The organism is Lactobacillus sp. ESL0246 (assembly GCF_003692965.1).
GTDB lineage: Bacteria > Bacillota > Bacilli > Lactobacillales > Lactobacillaceae > Lactobacillus.
Genome location: NZ_REHC01000008.1, coordinates 272141 through 292252 on the forward strand (window position 1 = coordinate 272141; position 20112 = coordinate 292252).

Annotated in this window: 19 protein-coding genes; 3 read left to right on the top strand and 16 right to left on the bottom strand. The window is 37.0% G+C overall.

What is annotated here, in order from left to right; translation table 11 throughout:
• Positions 1-244: 244 nt before the first annotated feature.
• From carB to F5ESL0246_RS05390, 6 genes are all read right to left on the bottom strand, one after another.
• Positions 245-3427 (bottom strand): carbamoyl-phosphate synthase large subunit, encoded by a 3183-nt coding sequence (gene carB, locus F5ESL0246_RS05365; protein WP_122018487.1) that lies wholly within the window; start codon positions 3425-3427, stop codon positions 245-247.
• On the bottom strand, positions 3420-4505 hold the full coding sequence (locus F5ESL0246_RS05370; RefSeq protein ID WP_122018488.1) for a carbamoyl phosphate synthase small subunit: 1086 nt from the start codon (positions 4503-4505) through the stop codon (positions 3420-3422). Before F5ESL0246_RS05370 ends, carB begins: the two co-directional genes overlap by 8 nt.
• Positions 4506-5780 carry a dihydroorotase gene (locus F5ESL0246_RS05375; RefSeq protein WP_122018489.1) on the bottom strand — a complete coding sequence of 425 codons (1275 nt, stop codon included), beginning with the start codon at positions 5778-5780 and terminating at the stop codon, positions 4506-4508.
• Positions 5780-6736: an aspartate carbamoyltransferase catalytic subunit gene (locus F5ESL0246_RS05380; protein WP_122018490.1), complete on the bottom strand. Its 957-nt coding sequence runs from the start codon at positions 6734-6736 to the stop codon at positions 5780-5782. Before F5ESL0246_RS05380 ends, F5ESL0246_RS05375 begins: the two co-directional genes overlap by 1 nt.
• Before the next feature lie 168 nt (positions 6737-6904).
• Positions 6905-7444, bottom strand: a complete 540-nt coding sequence (gene pyrR / locus F5ESL0246_RS05385) for a bifunctional pyr operon transcriptional regulator/uracil phosphoribosyltransferase PyrR (RefSeq protein ID WP_122018491.1) — start codon at positions 7442-7444, stop codon at positions 6905-6907.
• Between the two features lie 173 nt (positions 7445-7617).
• Positions 7618-8541, bottom strand: coding sequence for a dihydroorotate dehydrogenase (locus F5ESL0246_RS05390; RefSeq protein ID WP_122018492.1), 924 nt, complete (start codon positions 8539-8541; stop codon positions 7618-7620).
• A gap of 242 nt (positions 8542-8783) precedes the next feature.
• Between F5ESL0246_RS05390 and pyrF the strand changes: the two genes are divergently transcribed.
• Positions 8784-9491 (top strand): orotidine-5'-phosphate decarboxylase, encoded by a 708-nt coding sequence (pyrF, locus tag F5ESL0246_RS05395; RefSeq protein ID WP_122018493.1) that lies wholly within the window; start codon positions 8784-8786, stop codon positions 9489-9491.
• The gene (pyrE, locus tag F5ESL0246_RS05400; protein WP_122018494.1) at positions 9492-10127 is read left to right on the top strand and encodes an orotate phosphoribosyltransferase; all 636 of its coding nucleotides are present in this window, start codon (positions 9492-9494) and stop codon (positions 10125-10127) included.
• A 109-nt stretch (positions 10128-10236) separates the two neighbouring features.
• Here the strand turns inward: pyrE and glnA are convergent, their stop codons facing one another.
• From glnA to F5ESL0246_RS05445, 9 genes are all read right to left on the bottom strand, one after another.
• Positions 10237-11574, bottom strand: a complete 1338-nt coding sequence (gene glnA / locus F5ESL0246_RS05405; RefSeq protein WP_122018495.1) for a type I glutamate--ammonia ligase — start codon at positions 11572-11574, stop codon at positions 10237-10239.
• A gap of 177 nt (positions 11575-11751) precedes the next feature.
• Positions 11752-12993, bottom strand: a complete 1242-nt coding sequence (locus F5ESL0246_RS05410; RefSeq protein ID WP_122018496.1) for a methionine gamma-lyase family protein — start codon at positions 12991-12993, stop codon at positions 11752-11754.
• On the bottom strand, positions 12986-13906 hold the full coding sequence (miaA, locus tag F5ESL0246_RS05415; protein WP_122018497.1) for a tRNA (adenosine(37)-N6)-dimethylallyltransferase MiaA: 921 nt from the start codon (positions 13904-13906) through the stop codon (positions 12986-12988). The genes F5ESL0246_RS05410 and miaA overlap by 8 nt, the downstream gene beginning before the upstream one ends.
• A 72-nt stretch (positions 13907-13978) precedes the next feature.
• Complete coding sequence (locus F5ESL0246_RS05420; RefSeq protein ID WP_122018498.1) at positions 13979-14383, bottom strand: rhodanese-like domain-containing protein; 405 nt, start codon at positions 14381-14383, stop codon at positions 13979-13981.
• A 54-nt stretch (positions 14384-14437) separates the two neighbouring features.
• Entirely contained in the window at positions 14438-14656 is a 219-nt protein-coding gene (locus tag F5ESL0246_RS05425) for a YqgQ family protein (RefSeq protein WP_122018499.1), read from the bottom strand.
• On the bottom strand, positions 14656-15336 hold the full coding sequence (locus F5ESL0246_RS05430; RefSeq protein WP_122018500.1) for a rhomboid family intramembrane serine protease: 681 nt from the start codon (positions 15334-15336) through the stop codon (positions 14656-14658). The genes F5ESL0246_RS05425 and F5ESL0246_RS05430 overlap by 1 nt, the downstream gene beginning before the upstream one ends.
• Before the next feature lie 10 nt (positions 15337-15346).
• Positions 15347-15919, bottom strand: coding sequence for a 5-formyltetrahydrofolate cyclo-ligase (locus tag F5ESL0246_RS05435; RefSeq protein ID WP_122018501.1), 573 nt, complete (start codon positions 15917-15919; stop codon positions 15347-15349).
• Positions 15920-15973: 54 nt separating this feature from the next.
• Positions 15974-16123, bottom strand: a complete 150-nt coding sequence (rpmG, locus tag F5ESL0246_RS05440; protein WP_081945351.1) for a 50S ribosomal protein L33 — start codon at positions 16121-16123, stop codon at positions 15974-15976.
• Between the two features lie 82 nt (positions 16124-16205).
• Positions 16206-18299, bottom strand: coding sequence for a penicillin-binding protein 2 (locus tag F5ESL0246_RS05445; protein ID WP_122018502.1), 2094 nt, complete (start codon positions 18297-18299; stop codon positions 16206-16208).
• A 219-nt stretch (positions 18300-18518) separates the two neighbouring features.
• Here F5ESL0246_RS05445 and F5ESL0246_RS05450 point away from each other — a divergent pair, with 219 nt between their 5' ends.
• Positions 18519-19433: an N-acetylglucosamine kinase gene (locus F5ESL0246_RS05450; RefSeq protein ID WP_122018503.1), complete on the top strand. Its 915-nt coding sequence runs from the start codon at positions 18519-18521 to the stop codon at positions 19431-19433.
• Between the two features lie 124 nt (positions 19434-19557).
• Here F5ESL0246_RS05450 and greA read toward each other — a convergent pair whose 3' ends face one another.
• Positions 19558-20034: a transcription elongation factor GreA gene (gene greA, locus F5ESL0246_RS05455; RefSeq protein ID WP_122018504.1), complete on the bottom strand. Its 477-nt coding sequence runs from the start codon at positions 20032-20034 to the stop codon at positions 19558-19560.
• Positions 20035-20112 lie beyond the last annotated feature (78 nt).

Sequence of the window (20112 nt, forward strand, 5' to 3'; positions counted from 1 at the left end):
CACTTAAATAATTACTAGTAATTACTATTTAAGTGTTTGATATACTTGACTTTGAGTAGAAAAAATACTAGCTCCGATCAAGTATCGCAAACTAGTCCTAAATTAAAATTTAAAAATCTGGCTTAATTTTAGGGTTTACAGCTAAGCTATAGATCATTTATGTAAAAGTTATTTTAATTAGCGCTCATTTAAAAAATGCTTTAAATATAAACCTTAGCTTAGGAATAATATTTAAAGCATTATTTTAATTTAAACTAGTAGTCAAGAAAGAACGATTCTCTAATGCAATAAGCAGTGCACGCGCTGTATCAAAACTAGTAATTAATGGGATATTCTGATTAATTGCTGCCTGCCGAATTACAAAACCATCAGAATTTTGAGCAAGATCATGACCCATTGTATTAATTACCAAATCAATTTTGCCATTTCTAAACTCTGTTAAAATATTATTTTCTTGTTCAGAATGAAGCTTACTTACCTCAGTTACATGTAGACCATGCTGTCTTAAAAAGGCCGCCGTTCCACTAGTTGCAAAAAGCCGGTAACCAATCTCTGCAAAATTTTGCGCAATTGGTAAAATCGTTTTTTTGTCATGGTTTTCAATCGTTAATAAAACATTACCATTGTCTGGTATTTGCATATTAGCTCCAGCAAAGGCTTTATAAAGTGCCTTGGGAAAACTAAGATCGCTGCCCATCACCTCTCCAGTGGATTTCATTTCGGGACCAAGATAACTATCAACATTGGCCAACTTACTAAAAGAAAAGACCGGTGCTTTGACACTAATCCTTTTGGGTTCAGCAGCTAAGCCGTCAGTATACCCCTGTTCTTGTAAACTTTCACCCATAATTACCCGGGTTGCAACTTGGGCCATTTCAATGCCAGTAACCTTACTTAAAAATGGCACCGTCCGACTAGCTCGTGGATTAACTTCAATAATATAAATTTCACCATTACGCTCAATCAATTGCAAATTCATAATTCCATGACAATTAAGTTTTAAAGCCAATTTTTTAGTTACTTGAGCAATTTTTTGTTTAATCTCAGGTGAAAAAGTTTGGGCTGGGTAAACTGCCATCGAATCTCCTGAGTGAACACCAGCATGTTCAATATGCTCCATAATACCCGGAATCAGCACATGATGTCCATCACAAATTGCATCAACATCACACTCACGTCCGTCAAGATAGTCATCAACTAAAATTGGGTGACTAGCAGCAATATCAACGTGATTTTGCAAATAATCTTCTAATTCATTAGGAGTATAAACAATTTCCATTGCTCTTCCTCCCAAAACATAGCTTGGTCGAACCAATACTGGATAACCTAACTGTTCTGCTGCTTGCATCACACCTTCATGAGTGGTTGCAGTTATCCCTTGGGGTTGCTTTAAGTGCAATTCTTTAACAGCTTTATCAAATAATTCGCGGTCTTCTGCGCGATTTAAATTGGCGACGCTAGTTCCCAATATCTTAACACCATTTTTTTCAAGACCAGCGGCTAAATTAATTGCTGTTTGCCCACCAAACTGAATAATTACCCCTTCTGGCTGCTCTAAGTCGCAGACATTCAAAACATCTTCCAAGGTTAGAGGCTCAAAATAAAGTTTATCCGAAATTGAAAAATCGGTTGATACCGTTTCAGGATTAGAATTAATAACAATGGCTTCATAACCCATTTTTTGTAATGCTTTAACACAATGCACGGTAGCATAATCAAATTCAACACCCTGCCCAATGCGAATTGGTCCTGAGCCGATAACTAAAACTGCTTTTTTATCCGCTTTTTGACTTTCATTTTCCGAATCATAGGTTGAATAAAAGTATGGCGTTTGCGAAGCAAATTCTGCCGCACATGTATCGACCATTTTATAAACCGGAATAAGATTGTTATCGTGGCGCATTTGGCGAATACTAGTTGCATCCTTGTGCCAAAGTTTAGCAACAGTTTGATCAGTAAAACCATATTTTTTGGCAATTTTAAGTGTATCAAGGTCATTGGGATGAGCTTGAATCGTGTGTTCCAACTCAACAATATGCTTGACAATATCAAGAAAATAAAAGTTAATTTTAGTTAATTCATGAATATCACTTATTGAATAACCACGTCTAAAGGCTTCAGCTAAATAAAAGAGACGATCATCTTGTGCTTTAACAAGCTTTTTTTCTAATTCCTCATCAGTTGCATTATGAGCAGCTTGAGAATAAAAATCTTTTTGATCAATTTCTAAAGAACGGACCGCTTTTTGAAAGGCTTCCTCTGCTGTTCTACCAATTGCCATTACCTCGCCTGTTGCCTTCATTTGGGTGCCTAAAGTCCGATTAGCCTTGGTAAATTTATCAAACGGCCAACGCGGAATTTTGCAAACCACGTAATCAAGTGCTGGCTCAAATTCTGCAAAAGTTGTTCCCGTTACTGGATTTTTGATTTCATCTAAAGTCATCCCCACAGCAATTTTAGCTGCCATTTTGGCAATTGGATAGCCCGTTGCTTTAGACGCTAAAGCCGATGAACGCGAAACACGCGGGTTAACCTCAATCACATCGTATGCAAAACTATTAGGGTCCAAAGCAAGCTGAACATTACAACCTCCCTCTATTTTCAAGGCTCTAATTAGCCGTAAAGCACAATCTCGAAGTAATTGGTACTCCTTATCTGATAAGGTTTGTGATGGTGAAAAAACAATCGAATCTCCGGTATGAATTCCTACGGGATCAAAATTTTCCATACAACAAACAATCATCGCATTGTCATTATGATCGCGCATCACCTCAAACTCAACTTCTTTATAACCAGCTATTGAGCGTTCGATCAAACATTCACCAACCGGTGATAATTCTAAACCGTTCTTTGCAACCCGGACTAATTCAGTCGCATTATTGCAAATTCCGCCACCCGTGCCTCCCATTGTAAAAGCTGGACGAACGATAATCGGATAACCACATTTTTTGCCAAAAGCTAGCGCTTCGGTTACTGTTTTGACACTTTTAGATGGTGGTACAGGTTCACCTAGTTTTTGACAAAGTTCCTTGAACTTCTCCCGATCTTCAGCTTGTTCAATTGAGTCTAGTTTCGTTCCTAAAAGTTGTATCTTTAATTCGTCTAAAATACCACTTTCAGCTAAGGACAGTGCCATATTCAAGCCCACCTGACCACCAAGTGTTGGCAAAATCGCATCAGGATACTCCTTACGAATAATTCGTGAAACTGAGTCAAGCGTTAAAGGCTCAAGATATACTTTATCCGCAATTGTTGTATCTGTCATAATAGTAGCCGGATTTGAATTAACCAATACTACTTGATAACCCTCTTCACGAAGTGCCAAACAAGCTTGTGTACCTGAATAATCAAACTCAGCAGCTTGACCGATAATGATTGGTCCTGAGCCAATTACCATAATTTTTTTGATATCTGTTCTTTTAGGCATGACGTTCTTGTTCCTTTCTTTGGTCAATTATCTGCATGAAGTAGTCAAAAATTCCCGCTTCATCATGTGGTCCCGGTGTGGCATCTGGGTGAAACTGCACCGAAAAAGCGGGATACTTTTTATGTTGCAGGCCTTCAATTGTGCCATCATTAACTTCAAGATGAGTTACTAATAATTGTTGTGGATCAATTGAGTCGCTTTTAACTGCATAACCATGATTTTGGGAAGTAAAACCGATATTCCCAGTAGCAATTTCGCGTACGGGATGATTAAAGCCGCGATGACCAAATTTCATCTTATAAGTTTGAGCACCATTTGCTAAAGCAAAAATTTGGTGTCCCAGACAAATCCCCATTAACGGTACGTGACGTTCAAGCTTTTTAACTGTTTTAACTGTCTCAAGCATTTCTTGCGGGTCACCTGGACCATTTGATAGGAGCACCCCATCTGGGTGTAATGATAAAATTTTCGCTGCTGATACTGTGTAGGGAACAACAATACAATTGCAATCACGCTTACTTAACTCACGTAAGATACTATTCTTCAGACCAAAATCCAGCACTACAATATTTCGCTTTGATCCCGGAACTGGGAATGATTTTGATGTAGATACTTTTTTAACTACATTTTTAGTCAGATTTAGTGTTTTCAACTCTTGTATAACTTGCGTAAAATCACCTTTACTATTACATATTCGACCACGCATAGTCCCATATTTGCGTAATTTCTTAACTAGTTCGCGAGTATCAATTCCAGCAATCCCTGGAATATTCAAGTCTGACAAAAAATCAGGAAGTGTGGTTTGCATACGCCAATTATCTGGTTGGCGAGCAATTTGATGACAAATTACCCCTTTGATTCCCGGTTCAAGTGATTCATAATCGGCTAACGTAATACCATAATTACCAATTAATGGGTTAGTAAAAACCAAAATTTGGTCGGCATATGATTGGTCAGTAATTGCTTCTTGATAGCCAGTCATCCCAGTTGTAAAAACAACTTCACCTTGACTCTCTTGCTGACCACCAAAAGCAGCTCCTTCATAAACACTGCCGTCTTCTAGTACTAAATATCTCATTTATCTGCCTTTCTTATGGTAAATAATCTGACCATCAACCATCGTTATCCTGGTTTCACCATAAACTTTTTGACCACTAAAGGGTGTGTTTTTTCCTTTAGAAAAATAATCTTGCTCAGTCATAACCGTTGGGGTTTTTAAGTCAAAAATAGCCAAATCAGCTGGTTGATCAATAGCAATTTTTCCAGCTGTATTAATACCAAAAGTTTGCGCGGGCTTTGTCGACATCCAGCTAAGTAATTGTTCTAGTGAAAAAATTTTAGTTTTAACAAAATGTGTGTATAACTGACTAAATGCAGTTTCACTACCAGTGATACCAAAAGCTGCCTGAGCAAACCCACCCTTTTTATCAACAACAGTATGCGGTGCATGGTCTGTTGCAATGAAGTCAATTGTGCCATCCAATAATCCTTCAATTAAGGCTTGTTGATCTTCGCAAGCTCTTAGTGGTGGATTCATTTTAAAATTACTATCATTTTGTGTAATGTCATTTTCGTTCAGCAACAAATGATGTGGTGTCACTTCACACGTAACATTTATTCCATGTGCTTTTGCTATCCTAATAAGTTCAACGCTAGTTTTAGTAGATACATGACAAACATGGTAATGTACCCCTGTTTTTTGTGCTAATAATAAGTCACGAGCTATCTGCGTAGTTTCTGCTAATTTATTTATTGCTTTTACTTTAAACTCCTGTACTTTAGGTCCCTGATTAATTACCCCGCAATTAAATAAAGAATCATCTTGTGCGTGTTCAGCAATAATCATATTATTTTCTTGTGCTTTTTTCATCGCTATATACATTGTTTGTGCATTTTGAACGCCGTGTCCGTCATTACTTAAAGCAAAGCACCCGGCTTGTTTCAAATTGGCATAATCAGGAATTTCTGAAGTCGTTTGATTAACCGTAATTGGTCCGTATTGTAAAATATGAACTTGACCATTTTGCTTATTATTTTTTATCATCCGAGCCATCAAATTAGCAGTATTAGGGACAGGCATTACATTAGGCATTGCACATACAGTGGTAAAGCCGCCATGGGCCGCTGCTAAAGAACCCGTTCGAACATTTTCTTTAGCTGTTTGCCCAGGATCACGATAATGAACATGCACATCAACTAATCCGGGACTAACCAAGTAATTATCAGCGTCAATTTCACTATTAGCTACCAAGTTACTTCCTATCTCTTTAATTATTCCCTTTTCAATTAACAAATCGCCTTTTTTTATACTGCCGTTAGTATAAATAAGACCATTTTTAATTACTGTTTCCATTATGAAAGGCCTCCCAATTTACGTCCACGTAAAACGGCTTCAATCATCGCCATTCTCATGAAAACACCATTTTGCATTTGCTGGTAAAACATACTTTTAGGAGCCTCAACTAATTCACTGGCTAATTCAACACCTCGATTAATTGGACCAGGATGCATAATAATTGCATTTGCTTTTAGATTATTATAGCGATGTTGTGTAATACCAAATTGTTCATGATATTTTACGGCATTAAATGTCTGTTCATTTGGATCCCCAGTATGACGTTCATGTTGTACACGCAAGAGCATCATTACGTCCACTTGATCGACTAATTGATCAAGCTCTTTATACTCACCATATTGATCAAATTCGTGATCATACCAATAACTTGGCCCCGAAAAATAGACTTTGGCACCTAAACGAGTCAGCAGTTCCATATCACTTTTAGCAACTCGAGAATTTGTAATATCGCCCACAATTGCTACTTTCAAGTTTTTAAAATCACCAAAATGTTCATGAATCGTCATCACATCGAGCATACATTGTGACGGATGTTGCCCACTTCCATCCCCACCATTAATTATTCCCATTTTAAGATTTTGGTCAGTTTGAAGCTGAATTAATTTTTTATAATATTCGTTTTCCGGATGACGAATAACTTCAAGGTTTATTCCTAAAGCCTCCATTGTTAATGAAGTGTCATAAAGTGTCTCTCCCTTTTTAGTTGAGCTATGTGTTGAATCAAACGGTATTACCGTCAGGCCCAATTTTCGTTCAGCCATTTCAAAACTAGTCCGTGTTCTGCTGGAATTCTCAAAAAAGATATTGGTTACATAAACTGGCTGAGTTAGCCTAGGCTGCGGCCCACCATTTTTAAAATATTCAGCTCTTTCAATTAATGCCTCAACTTCACTTATCCCAAGGCTCTCAACATTGACAAAATGTGTCAAAGTGACTAAATTTGTTTGTTTCATTATAATTTCTCTTTCTTTGATAAAAAAATAAACCTAAAGCAACTTTAGCTTCAGGTTTATCATCAGGGAATTTTTTGTTTGGCAAAATAGTTATAGCCGCTCACAAAAAAACTCAAACCCTTCTGACCCTCTCTGAAGTCAATTAAATGGCTGAATTAAAATATTTATTTATGACATTGGTTTTAACTCGACACTATCTTGATGATCTATTTCTTCAACGTTAACGGCAACTTGCTCATGAGACGACGTAGGAATATTCTTACCGACAAAATCGGCCCGAATTGGAAGTTCACGATGCCCCCTATCAACTAAAACAGCCACTGCAATCGAACTAGGCCTTCCTAAGTCCATTAATGCATCCATTGCTGCCCGGATTGTTCGACCAGTAAAAATAACATCATCAACTAAAATTACATTTTTATCATTTACATCCACATCAACGGTTGTGGAATTAACTACTGGATCCTGTTTCAGTGATGCATCATGACGATCATCACGGTAAAGGGTAATATCCAATTGACCCAAAGGAACATCAACGCCCTCAAGCTTTTCAATCCGATCATGTATTCGCTTTGCTAAATATATGCCTCTAGTTTTAATTCCAACCAAGACCAAATTCTCGGTTCCCTTGTTACGTTCAATAATCTCATAAGTAAGTCGCGTTAAAGCACGCTTCATCATAAGTGCATCCCAAATAATTTTTGCCATTTTTTCTCCTTTTTATTTATCTATGAAAAAGCACCTAAATCTACAGGAGACTAGGTGCTTGCTCTAAAAGTTATCACTTAATAAGCTTGCCTTGTTAGCCTCACGGGACTAATTTTAAGGACGATTTTCTCTTTTAAATATAGGGGTTGCCAATAAAATTGTCAACTATTAACTTAATTAAATTTAACTTGACCAACTAAGTCATTGATATTGGTAATACCTAAGTCAGTTAGCACTGTTGGTAATTGTTGAATCACTTCGGGGCACACAAATGGATTATGAAAATGAGCACTACCAATTTCTACTGCATTAGCCCCTGCTAACATAAATTCAACAACATCTTGAGCAGTTTCAATTCCGCCAATTCCAATAATTGGTAAATCAGTTACCTGACGTACTTGATTAACTAAGTATAATGCAATTGGCTTGATACTTGCTCCAGAATAGCCGCCCACGTTATTGCCTAAGACTGGTCGCCGTGTTTGCAAATCAATCCTCATTCCCATGATTGTATTAATTAATGTAAGACCATCAGCTCCGCCACGTTCCGCAGCACACGCGATTTCCTGAATACTGGTTACATTCGGTGTTAATTTAATATAAATTGGAATATCAACAATTGATTTAATAGAACGCGTCATCTTTTCAACAACTGCTGAATTAACTCCAAAAGTCATCCCGCCATGCTTGACATTGGGGCAAGAAAAATTGATTTCTAATGCATCAACGAAACCAGAAGCACTTAATTTTTGGGCTACTTCTAAATAACCCTCCTCACTCTCACCACCAACGCTTGCAATTACGGGTAGATCAGGATATTGTCGTTTGAGGTTAGGTAATTTTTCTTTTACAACCTTGTCAACACCAGGATTAGTCAAGCCAACCGAATTTAAAACCCCATTCTCTAACACAGAAATTTGTGGTTGAGGGTTGCCCTTTCGGGCATGCGGTGTTGTTGTTTTGATTACCACGCCACCAAGTTGATTTAAGTCAAACTTTTTTGCTATTGATGTATCACCAAATCCAAAGGTTCCGCTAGCTGGCATGATAGGATTTTTTAGAGTTAATCCCGGTAAGTTAACACTTATTTTTGTCATTTTTGCCTCCAAAATGTATGCTCACAGACATTACAATTATTTTGAAGTCAATTCTACACTTTTTTTAAATTTTGAAAAGGTTAAAAATTGGTTGTAATTTGTTGAAGAAGGTGGTAAGCTCAATTAAATTACTTTAAACGGTACAGTGAGACCGCAAGTTCAATATTGACTAAAATAAAATAAATGAAAAAGTCTATTTTGATGCGCTCAGTACCTAAATAGGCTTTTTTTGGAGGGTTTTAATGGAAAAAGCAGTTTTTGTTGCCTTAGACTTTGATACGGAAGATGAGTTAACTAAAATTTTGACGCAACTAGGTGCCCCAAATGAAACTTATTTAAAAATTGGGATGGAACTCTTTTATCATGCAGGTGACAGCTTAGTTAAACAATTAGTTAAACAAGGTTACCACATTTTTTTGGATCTTAAATTACATGACATTCCCAATACAGTCTACGCTGCAGCCAAACAACTTGCACAGCTGGGTGTTTTCTGCATAACGGTTCATGCTTTAGGCGGAAGTGAAATGATTTCAGCTGCCAAAAAAGGCTTAATTGCTGGCACCCCGGAGCATTTGGAAATACCCAAGCTCTTAGCAGTAACTGAACTAACTTCAATATCAAATGAAATTTTAGCAAATGAACAAAATTGCAATTTGGCAATGGCTGATCAAGTACTTAGTTTGGCACAAACTGCCAAAAATGCTGGTGCTGATGGAGTCATCTGTTCACCCTTGGAAGTAGAAAAATTAAGGAAAGTTATTGGCGACAGCTTTTTATATGTTACTCCCGGAATCCGCTTGGCAAATAACCAGGCTGGCGATCAAAAACGAATTGCGACTCCTAAAAAAGCACTAAAGTTTGGTTCAAGCGCAATTGTTGTTGGGAGGCCAATTACACAAGCGGCAAATCCTAAAAAAATATATCAAACTATTAAGAAGGAGTTTAGTTAAATGAATCAAGAAAAAATCATTACTCAATTAGTTGAACAAAAAATCATTACTATTTCACCCAATAAGCCATATACTTATGCTAGCGGAATGTTATCTCCGATTTATACAGATTTGCGTCTCACGGTGTCTTACCCAGAGTTACGTGACGCAATTGCTGATGGTCTTGCCAACTTAATTAAGGAAAAATATCCTAACGTTTCTATTATTGGTGGAGTTGCAACAGCTGGTATCCCTCATGCTTCTTGGGTAGCAGCTAAACTGAAATTGCCAATGATCTATGTTCGGCCTAAGCCAAAAGATCACGGTAAAGGCAGACAAATTGAAGGTTTATTTAGTTCAGATGATGAAATTGTTTTAATTGATGACTTAATAACAACTGGGGGGTCTGTTCTAAATGCAGTTCAAGCTACGCAAAGTGAGGGTGGAAAAGTGGTCGGTGTCGCATCAATCTTTACCTATTATCTTAAAGACACCAAGGAGAATTTTGCTAAGGCCAAAGTTGACTTCACTCCATTGTTAACTTACCCCAACTTATTGCAAAAAGAAAAAGAATTAAACTATATTACTCCTGAGCAATATGAAGCTCTTAAGACATGGCATGAAGATCCTTGGAAATGGGGAGAAAAATTTCAATAGCTTACTAGGCAGGTTTATCCTGCTTTTTTTGTTAGAAGAATAACAAAAGACTCTTTATCAAACCTATCATTAGGTATTGCTAAAGAGTCTTTTTCAATTTAAATTTTATTTAATAACCCATATATCTATTTCTTTCCCAAGCGGAAACAGTCTGTGTATATTGTGACCATTCTAATTCCTTTGAACTAATGAAACTTTGAGTTAAATGTTCACCTAAAGAATCCTGAATCAACTGATCTTTCTTAAAAGCTTTCAATGCATTATGCAATGTTGAAGGAAGTGGTTTAATTCCAAGCTTATTACGCTCTTCTTCACTCATTTCAAATAAGTTGCAATCAATTGGATCCATTGGCATCTTTTCTTCTTTGATACCGGCAAGACCGGCAGTTAAGCAAGCTGCTAATAATAAATATGGATTGGCAGTTGGATCAGCTGAACGCATTTCTAAACGTGTGTTTACTTCTTCAGCAGAGGGCACCCGAACCATTGGAGAGCGGTTCTTAGATGCCCATGAAATATATACAGGTGCCTCAAAGCCAGGAATTAATCGCTTGTATGAATTGACGGTTGGATTACCCACGGCAGTGATTGCTCGAGCATGCTCTAAAATACCATTTAAGAAATACAACGCTGTATCTGACAAGTGGTATTGATTTGATTGATCATAAAAAGCATTTTTGGAACCTCTGAATAAGGACATATTGGTATGCATTCCATTACCAGCCTGTCCCTGCAATGGCTTAGCCATGAAAGTTGCATACAAGCCATGTTTCTTTGCAATTTCTCTGACAATCATCTTAAACATCTGCACCCGATCAGCCGTTGTTAAGGCATCATCAAACTTAAAATCAATTTCTTGCTGACCATCACCAACTTCATGGTGAGCAGCCTCAACTTCAAAGCCGATACTTTCGAGTGTTTCAACAATATCCCGTCGGCAACTTGCACTTTCATCGTTTGAAGTTAAATCAAAGTAAGAGGCATGGTCTGGAACCTCAGTTGTCCAGTTGCCATCTTCATCAAGTTTAAGTAAGTGAAATTCTGCTTCAAATCCTATATCAAAGGCAGAGAATCCCATTTCTTTCATTTGTTTAATAACCCGTTTCAAATTATTGCGCGGATCACCATCGAATGCCTGCCCATCAGTCATATGAACCGAACAAATCAAGGAACCAATTTTCCCCCCTTGACTATCTGTCCAAGGTAAAACTGACCAAGTTGAAAAGTCGGGATAAAGAACCATATCACTTTCTTCTAATCGAACAAAACCATCAATTGAAGAGCCATCGAAACGAATATCATTACTTAATACCTTTTCGAGTTGACTATTTGGAACCTCAACTGCCTTAAGTGTACCATTAATGTCTGTAAAAGCTAACCGTAAAAAGCGTATATCGTTATCAACGACACTTTTTCTAATATCATCTGCTGAAAATTTTTCTGTCATACTGCTCCACCTATAAAAATACATTTCACCATCTATTGGTATAGTCTAACTGATCATTTGTAACCCAGCTAGATCTGAATAAAGATTAGCAAATCGTTAAATAATTGTCAATTGGTCTATTCAGTTTTTGCGATACTTTACTAAAGCTTTAGTTTTAATAAAGTTTAATTTTACTGTTTAAAAATATAAATCATTTACTGCATTGGTAATCGCCAGCTTGACGTGTGCATAGGTAAGACCGCCCTGCATGTAAATTGCATATGGTGGACGAATTGGACCATCACCTGAGAATTCAATACTTGCACCCTCTATAAAGGAACCATCGGCCATAATTACTTGATCTTCATACCCAGCATCATTACTTGGCACCGGATCAACGAAAGAGTTAATCGGCGAGTTTGCTTGAAGAGTTTTCGCAAACCTAATCATTTTTTCTTGATTATGGAAAATTACAGCTTGAATTAAATCTGTCCGTTCATCATTCCATTTTGGTGTTACTTCTGCACCCATCCGCTCTAACAACGCGGAGGAATATATTGCACCTTTAATCGCATTTCCTGTTACACTAGGCGCAACGAATAAACCTTCAAAATAATCTAGATTATTATTTAAACTTGCACCTTCTTCACGGCCAATTCCTCCAGCTGTTAGCCTAACTGCAGTATTTTCAATTAGCTCATGCTTTCCAACCACATATCCACCAACTTTAGCGAAGCCACCACCTGCATTTTTAATAAGTGATCCCGCCATAATATCAGCTCCATACTCAGTTGGTTCATGTTTCTCAGAAAATTCACCATAACAATTATCAACAAAAATAATACTGTCAGGGCTAGTCTCCCGAATTAATTCGATCATCGATTTAATTTTATCAACTGTGAAACTTTGGCGAGTATCATAACCACGAGAACGTTGAATTACGACCATTTTAGGTTGATGATTTGTTAATAATTTTCTAGCTATGTCAAAGTCAACCTCACCATTTTTAAGATCAACATGAGAAAATTTAATACCATAAGATTTTAAGCTGCCACGACCATCACCAGCAATACCAATTACTTGTTGCATGGTATCGTATGGCATCCCTGTTAAATAAATTAGTTCGTCTCCTGGAAGAAGATTTCCGGCCATTGCAGTTGCTAACGTGTGCGTACCAGAAACAAACTGGGATCGAACCAAAGCATCTTCCGTATGAAAAATCTCAGCATACATTCGATCAAGCTTATCACGGCCGCTATCATCGGAGCCATAACCTGTACTGCCAATCAAATCAGCTTCGGCAACAGAATTTTTTTTGAAAGCATGTAAAACTTTATTTTGATTATAAAGAATATTATTGTCAATTTTCGCTAATTGTGGCGCAATTTGTACATCAATTTCATCTACAATTGTTTGTAACTCTGGTGACCAATTATTCATCTAACCATTCCTCGACTTTCTGTTCTATCTCTATTATACAATGCGAATCACTCAAAGGGTCAAACCACGTAACCGGTAATTGATGACGCAAATACGTCAATTGACGTTTAGCGTAATGTCGCGAGGCGGTTTTTAAATTTGTCACACACTCTTGCAAGGTCTTTTTATGGTCAAAATATGGGAAAAACTCCTTATAACCAATTGCTTGCAAAACCTGATATTCCCGATCACGATTCTGATAAATAAACTTTGCTTCCTGCAACAATCCTTGCTTCATCATTTGATCAACTCTTAGATCAATTCGGCGATATATTTCTTCACGTTCAGCATTTAATCCAATAATTAAATAATCATAGCGAGGGGAAATTTTCTCCTGCTGCTCGGAAAATTTTTTTCCAGTTCGTTCAATAACGCTCAATGCACGCAAAACTCGCCTCGAATTATTAACGGGAATTTTGCTGGCAGCTACTGGATCTTGCTGCTTCAACTGATGCCATAGCTTTTCTGGCCCTTTTTCTTCAAAAAAGGTTTGCCATTTAGTTGTTATCGCTTGTCCTTGATCATCTTGTTCGCCTAATTGCAGCTGGTTTAATAGTGCATTAACATAAAAGCCAGTACCACCTACAAGTAAAGGTAATTTGTCCCTTTCTGCAATTAACTCTACTGCATTTTTCGCTTGACGCACAAAGTCTGCAACTGAATATGGCGCAAATACAGACTGTGTATCTACTAAATAATGTTTTGCCGCTTGACGTTCACTGTCCGTGGCCTTAGCTGTTCCTACCTCAACTTCACGATAAATTTGCATCGAATCTCCGGAGATGATTTCTGCATTCAATTTTTGCGCCAACGCAATCGCTAAACTTGTTTTGCCAATTGCGGTTGGACCAACGACTGCTACTACTTTTTGCATCTTTTTTTCCTTGCTATTTTTTATTATATAGAAAAAAACACGTTTGAAAAGTCTGCAAACATGTTTTTCTGATTAATATTTAGATGTCTTGGTTCGACCATCCCACTCGTCAAAACCACTTTTGAGCCACTTAATTGATGAAAAGTGCTTTTTTTGCAAAAATCTTGCTGCTCGCAAAGTTACTGATAAAGAATCGGAATACAAATAAACCGGTAGATCGGTTCTTAATTCAGTGTACTGATATTTCATCATTGTATATGGCAAATTGCGCGCACCATCTATATGCTTTCTTTTAAAAGGCTCTTTTTCACGTAAATCAACTATTTGGGCCTTACGCATTCCCTGTTTAAATTCTTCATTGCTCAGATCGCCATTACCTAAACGTTTGGTTTGAATTTTATTCCACAACCAAACTAAAACAAATGCAAGAATTATGACGACTAAGACAGTGTCTACAATAATTAAAAAAGTTGACATAAATTCTTTCTCTTTCTAAATAAACTTCTAAAAATAATATACTACTAAATTGTTTTACGAACCATGCTTATCTTTAGCTAATTTTTCTTCATATTCATGCTCTCGCCGCAAAATCAACTTTGCAATTAAATAGTCATGTTTACTAATTAAGTGAGAACGATTAATATTATCAAGCTCAAGTGCCATTAATTCTATATCCCAAATGCGTTTTCCAAGATGGACCATGATACCATATTTTTCTAATAGTTGTTGGACATCGTATAAAGTCTTCATTATAGATTTATTACCATACCAATTCTGATTGTTGCTACAACATAAACTACCAAACAGCAACCTGCAATAACCCGCCACTTAAACGAATATTGGTGTCTTGCTCGACTTCCAATAATAATTGCAATTAGAAAACCAGCAATTAACCCACCTATATGTCCTTGGATATCAATATTTGGTGCAAATAAGTCAATTCCAATATTAATCAAAGCAAGCCAAAACGATTGACGACCCAGATAAACAAGAATAGGATTATCCCTATTTTGAAGTGAAACAGCAGTCATTGCACCAAATAAGCCAAATAATGCTGTTGAAGCACCCGCACTAATTGATCTGTCACTACCTAAGGCTAGACTTAACAAGTTGCCGCCAACTCCAGATAACAAATAAAGAATTAAAAACCGCCAATGACCAATAATTTCTTCCAGATATAGTCCTAAATAATAGATCATTACCGCATTAGATACCAAATGCATAATACCGATATGCAAAAACTGGGCAGTAAATAACCGCCACCACTGTGCTCCGGCCACAGCTGCATAATTATTCAGCGCACCCATTTTTAGTAAAACATATGTGCTTTGCGAACCACCCAGTGCAGTTTCAACTAAGAAAGTTACAAAGAGGATCACTAAAATTGCCACTGTCATATAACAGCTTTTAAGAGTACGTACTTGATTCATTTTAACCTCATTAATCTTGCAAATTTGATTGCGACGTAATTATTGTTTGAATCGGAATATCTGTTGGCTCAATCTGCCACGTTGCCGTTTCAAAGATCATTTTTGAATTAACTAAGGCAACTGTTTTAGCTTGGGGATGCTTAGCAAGAAAACGGTCATAATATCCACCGCCAAAGCCTAAGCGTTGATGCGTATCAAGCGTAAAGGCTAGACCAGGAACTATGATTAAATCAAGTTCATTATTAATTGTAGCGTTGGGATCCAAGACTTCTTCAACACCATACTTGGACTTAGTTATTTTTGTCATGTAAGTATAAGAAATAAAGTCTTGTGAATGCTCAGGATTGTTATGTGCTTTTGCTAGATACACATCCTTGCCCTGATCCCACAACTGAGCAATTAATCGAGAAGTATCGACTTCGTAAGGTAAAGAAGAAGTAATCCCTATACTCTGACTTGTTGCTAACAATTCTGAATCCATAATTTTTTGAAGTAAAACATGATCTTCTGCTGCCTTTTCTTCAGTCTCTGCAAAATGATCTAGTCGTGTTACTTGTTTTTGTCGTAATTCGTTCTTATTCATGATTCTTCCATCATACAAAAATAGCAGGAGCATAGGCCCTGCTATATCAGTTTATTACTTAGTTTCACGATGAAGAGTAGTATGTCTTTCAACTGGACAATACTTCTTCAAACTTAAACGTTCCGGATGCTTACGCTTGTTTTTCTTAGATAAGTAACTTCTATCGCCACATTCGGTGCATTCCAAAATGATGTTATCTGCCATTTCTTTCACCACCTACTATTTTATTTTGACTGTATTAGTCTATCATCTTCTTATAGATTTTACCAGACTTATTAACAAATTTCTATTTTTTATGTAATTTAAAGTAATCTTGAACCATTGCTTTGGTCATTTGTAAAGTATACGAACCTTCCAATTCGGGATCAAGACCAGGGAAAATTACAGCCGTCGCAATTTTGGCATTATCTGATGGTGCATAGCCAACAAATGTTGCATTAACAAGTTCTGGCGGATTCTTTTGATTTGGATGATCAGGATCATAATAGAATGTTTGAGCAGTCCCAGACTTGCCAGAGATTGCAGGCTTTACATCTTTAAGTCGATGAGCAGTGCCCCATGAATTAGTCCCATGAACTACCCGCCAAAAACCTTGGCGAACAATATTCAGTTCATCTGATGTCCATGGAATTCTTAACTGTACATTTGGTTTTTTATTATAGTCTATATGAACCTTTTTGCCATTGTTAGCAGTTCGTCCAATTGATTGCACAATATATGGTTGCATCCTATATCCACCATTAGCAATGGTGGCAACATACTGCACCATTTGAATCGGCGTATAGGCATCATAGTTACCATATGCTAAATCGAGAACTGAACCTGAAAGAATTTGACCTTGCTCATTAAATGAGCGACCTTGAATACCGGCAACTTCACCAGGTAAATCAACTCCTGTCTTTTGACCTAAACCAAACATATTGAAATTATGACGCAGCGTATCAAACGAAGTTTGTGGCATACTTATATATTCCTTCGGAACATATTTTGCATGAACCCAGTTCATCGCTAGATGCATCATATAGATATTACTAGAGACTTCTAATGCCGTTTCAGCGTCTAATGCGCCAAAGGTTCCAACAGGATATACCGATTTTTTAATCGGTGTTCCGGGTAAATAAACCGGTGTATCAGGCAAGGTGTTACTGTACGGCGTGATTACTTTATTAATTAAACCGCCACTAACCATTGCCCCTTTTACAGCAGACCCCATTACAAATGACTGGTTGATTACACCTAATGCATTGTTGGTCATCTTATTTTTACTAGGATCACGACTAATACCAGCAACTGCTAGTAATGCGCCTGTCTGTGGATCCATTGCAACTGCATAAGCACCATTAGAATATCTGGCAGCACCGGCTGCAAGTGCCGAAGAATATATTTGCTCTAACGATTTTTGTACTTGCTTTTGATATTGGGCATCAAGTGTTAATATCAAACTAGAACCTGCTTGACCAGCATAAATTGACTTTGTTTGTTCAATATCACCCGCAGATTTAGTAGAAACCATGCTAGTTGACTTGCTCCCCTTTAACAGCGGCTCATATTCTTCTTCTAAATATGAGGTACCTACTCGGTCATTGCGAGAGTATCCATTCGTGAGATAATATTGTAAATTATCTCCTGGTAACCCAGCTTTCTCAGTTGAAACGGAACCAATAATACTTTGAATAGATGACCCATTCGGGTAATAGCGTTGCCAATCCGTTCCTATACCGACTCCCGGAAGTTCAGATAAATGTTCACCAACTTGAGCTATTTCCTTATCAGTTAAACCATTGTTTTTAAGATATATCGTTGATAAACTATACGCACCAGATATCTTATTATAAATTAGTGCAGCCGTTTTTTGACGAGAAGTTAAGTTAATCTTTTCAGATAAGACTTGCTCATTAATTCGTTGATTAATTAATTTATCATCTTGGGTATCTCTAATTGATTTAGGTACTTTAGACTCTTCTTTAGCACTATTAGTTTTATTACCCAAATAATAATCGGCCACCTGTTGCTTAGTCGGCTGTTCATCGTTAATTCGAATATATTGACTTAATGCATTCGAAATTCGATAAATATCATCTGGTGTTGTTGCAGCACTCCTAGTATAAGTAATAGCATTTTGGGCTCTATTGCCAACTAAAATTCGACCTTTGTTGTCATACATAACTCCCCTAGGAACTTGGCTGGAAACAACTGCGGAACTTGACTTTTGAACCTCAGCTTTAAAGCGTGAACCATAACCAATTTGTAAATATGCCAATTGGGCGATCAATGTTGCAAAAAGAACAAAAATAATTCCCAATATAATTTTCATTCTGATGGGTGTAGAGGATTGCTTACCTGCATCCCTAGTTCCTTGATTTTTTTTAGTCAATTTCACGTAAATCAAACCTCACTAAACTAGTGCTATTTTAACAAATAATAATCTGCAATTCTATTGCTTCACTAGCTTTTGACAAAATTTTAACAACTTTTCAAAAAGCAATTTCCTAATCCCTACTAATTCAACACTGCTTAAAAACCGCTTACAAAGATCTTCTATAAAACTTTGTTTTGTTTTAGAATATCATTAGTAACTTTAAAAGAAAGAAGATATATTATGACACTTAAGTATCAAATCGGCGTCGATGCCGGTGGCACTCACACTACCGCAATTGCCTATGATCTAACTGGCAAAGAATTGGCGAGATCTGAAGCCGGCCCAGGTCAAGTTAATACCGATTATAACAGCGCGATCAATAATATTACCACGGCAATTAACCAACTAATTAATCAAATTAATGGTGACTGTCAAAGAATTTTATGTGGTATTGCTGGATTATCTGTAATTGGCAATGCTTCTGAAATCGCAGGAGAAATTTCGGCAAAGTCAAATAATTTGCCTACCAGAGCTATAACCGACTCACTCTTGGCCCTCTATAATGGCTTAGAAGGAGAAGATGGTGGGTTAGTTATTGCTGGGACTGGTTCAGTTTTTAATGGCTTACAAAAAGGTAGCATCATTACTACTGGTGGATACGGCTCAATCCTTGGTGATGAAGGATCAGGTTACGCAATTACTATTTCAGCCTTTAAAAGTGCCCTACTTAGCTGGGATAAACGTCAGAAAAACCAATTAATTCCATTATTCAACCAGCTTTTCAAAGTAGATAATTTAGTCGATGCAACCGCTAAGTTTTATAAAATGAGCAATCCGCAGATTGCTTCGATGGCAGTTAGTGTAGCTAAACTTGCAGATAATGGTGATAAGAACGCCACCTCCATTATTAAAAAGCAGGCAGAGTTATTGGCGCGTGATATCATAATTGGAATTGATCGTTATGAAGAACCCAAGCCAATGAAAGTAGCACTAACTGGGTCGGTCTTAGCCAATAATCAGATGTTGCGCAATTTCTTAGAAGAAAAGGTCTGGGCTAAGTATCCAGACGTTCAGTTTTCTATTTCTAACGGTGAAAATGCACGCGGAGTGGTCTTTGATAAGAGCAAAGATTATCGCTACTTCACTAGCCATTAACTAACAATTCCAATTCAAATAATAACAAACAAAAGACTAGAATTAGTTTTTATCAGTACCTTCTGCAAAAGTCTTGATAACTATTCTAGTCTTTTTATGGTTATGCAAATCAAACTAATCTGCGCTATTCTTCAACTTTATTGATAACTATATCAAACTTACCACCAGGTGTTGAAATTGTAACCGTCTCACCCTTCTTCTTACCTAAAATGGCTTGAGCAATTGGTGAGTCATTTGAAATCTTACCACTTAATGGATCAGACTCATCACTTCCGACAATTGTATAAGTTTCCGGTTCATCTTCACCAACTTCAGTATAAGTTACAGTCTTACCTACCGCTACTTCATCGGGATCAGTTTTATCCGCTTCAACAACATCAGCATATTTTAACATTTCTTCAACAACACTGATTCTGTCTTCAAGATGACTTTGCTCATCCTTAGCGGCGTCATATTCAGAATTTTCAGATAAATCACCATAAGAACGAGCAACCTTAATACGTTCGATTACTTCTGGTCGCTTTACTAATTTCAAATTTTTTAATTCTGCTTCAAGCTTTTCTTTACCTTCAGCAGTCATTGGATATGATTTCTCAGGCATAAAATTTTCTACTCCTTAAAGTTAAAATTTTCTATTTGCACTGATCTATAATATTTATTTTCCAGCTTAAAGTCAAGC

Bases quoted from the DNA above. Each gene is read 5' to 3' on its own strand.
- carB (WP_122018487.1), bottom strand. From the start codon at position 3,427: ATGCCTAAAAGAACAGATATCAAAAAAATTATGGTAATTGGCTCAGGA.
- F5ESL0246_RS05370 (WP_122018488.1), bottom strand. From the start codon at position 4,505: ATGAGATATTTAGTACTAGAAGACGGCAGTGTTTATGAAGGAGCTGCT.
- F5ESL0246_RS05375 (WP_122018489.1), bottom strand. From the start codon at position 5,780: ATGGAAACAGTAATTAAAAATGGTCTTATTTATACTAACGGCAGTATA.
- F5ESL0246_RS05380 (WP_122018490.1), bottom strand. From the start codon at position 6,736: ATGAAACAAACAAATTTAGTCACTTTGACACATTTTGTCAATGTTGAG.
- pyrR (WP_122018491.1), bottom strand. From the start codon at position 7,444: ATGGCAAAAATTATTTGGGATGCACTTATGATGAAGCGTGCTTTAACG.
- F5ESL0246_RS05390 (WP_122018492.1), bottom strand. From the start codon at position 8,541: ATGACAAAAATAAGTGTTAACTTACCGGGATTAACTCTAAAAAATCCT.
- pyrF (WP_122018493.1), top strand. From the start codon at position 8,784: ATGGAAAAAGCAGTTTTTGTTGCCTTAGACTTTGATACGGAAGATGAG.
- pyrE (WP_122018494.1), top strand. From the start codon at position 9,492: ATGAATCAAGAAAAAATCATTACTCAATTAGTTGAACAAAAAATCATT.
- glnA (WP_122018495.1), bottom strand. From the start codon at position 11,574: ATGACAGAAAAATTTTCAGCAGATGATATTAGAAAAAGTGTCGTTGAT.
- F5ESL0246_RS05410 (WP_122018496.1), bottom strand. From the start codon at position 12,993: ATGAATAATTGGTCACCAGAGTTACAAACAATTGTAGATGAAATTGAT.
- miaA (WP_122018497.1), bottom strand. From the start codon at position 13,906: ATGCAAAAAGTAGTAGCAGTCGTTGGTCCAACCGCAATTGGCAAAACA.
- F5ESL0246_RS05420 (WP_122018498.1), bottom strand. From the start codon at position 14,383: ATGTCAACTTTTTTAATTATTGTAGACACTGTCTTAGTCGTCATAATT.
- F5ESL0246_RS05425 (WP_122018499.1), bottom strand. From the start codon at position 14,656: ATGAAGACTTTATACGATGTCCAACAACTATTAGAAAAATATGGTATC.
- F5ESL0246_RS05430 (WP_122018500.1), bottom strand. From the start codon at position 15,336: ATGAATCAAGTACGTACTCTTAAAAGCTGTTATATGACAGTGGCAATT.
- F5ESL0246_RS05435 (WP_122018501.1), bottom strand. From the start codon at position 15,919: ATGAATAAGAACGAATTACGACAAAAACAAGTAACACGACTAGATCAT.
- rpmG (WP_081945351.1), bottom strand. From the start codon at position 16,123: ATGGCAGATAACATCATTTTGGAATGCACCGAATGTGGCGATAGAAGT.
- F5ESL0246_RS05450 (WP_122018503.1), top strand. From the start codon at position 18,519: ATGACACTTAAGTATCAAATCGGCGTCGATGCCGGTGGCACTCACACT.
- greA (WP_122018504.1), bottom strand. From the start codon at position 20,034: ATGCCTGAGAAATCATATCCAATGACTGCTGAAGGTAAAGAAAAGCTT.